Here is an 839-nt window from a genome sequence, read left to right on the forward strand (position 1 = left end):
CAAGGGCATGGATGTTTATGCACCGGTGCTTTACATTCCAGAAAAAGACAGAGCCTCCTTTGTCTCTTCTGGTGCCTTGATCATGGGGGATGATGTTAATATCACCAGCCAGAATACGAGCAATTCAGCGATAACCAATTCAGGGCGAATTGCCGCATCACACCAATTGCATGTGCATGGCGGGGATATCTTTAGTCAAGGAGGGCATTTTGCTGCTGGTGGTGATGCTGTTTTACTTGCGGAGAACGATATTCATTTTGAAGCAGGGCGAACAGGCGTTGAAGGCGTGGAGACTATTTTAAACACCGAGGCGCTTTCTGCCGGTGGCAATGCAACGGTGATTGCTAAACAAGGTATCACAGCCTCAGGGGTTGGGATCACCACAGGAGGTGATCTTACAATGGCCACAGAACAAGGCAACTTGACAATAGGGTCAGCCACAACCCATCACCACAGCGAGCATAGTGACTCCACCATGCATCATAAATCGCGAGTCAACTCTGGGGGCTCAACGACACTTGTCTCTGGAAAGAATCTCAATGTTCTAGGCTCTGATGTTCAGGCAAAGAAGAGCTTGCATTTACAAGCTGAGGGGAATGTTTTGATTGATGCCACACGCAACAGCATGGACAATCAGAATAGCAACCAAACATCGCATGTTGCCTTGCATAATGGCTCTCATTTAAGTTCTGGACAAGATACCACTGTCATATCCGGTCAAGATATTCATATTGCTGCTTCCGATATAGATGCGAAAGGCAATGTTGCTCTTGGTGCCCAAGGGGAGATAGCAATAGGGGTAAGAAAAGATGAGATGGAGGATCATCTTCAGGGCAAAA

The 839-nt window shown here is 47.2% G+C and carries 1 protein-coding gene; it reads left to right on the forward strand.

Translation table 11 applies throughout. The annotated features are described in order from the left end of the window. On the forward strand, positions 1 to 839 hold an 839-nt coding region (locus tag J7R10_RS08305), incomplete at both ends, for a hemagglutinin repeat-containing protein (RefSeq protein WP_208436445.1).

The organism is Bartonella vinsonii subsp. berkhoffii ATCC 51672, from assembly GCF_902825225.1.
GTDB lineage: Bacteria > Pseudomonadota > Alphaproteobacteria > Rhizobiales > Rhizobiaceae > Bartonella > Bartonella berkhoffii.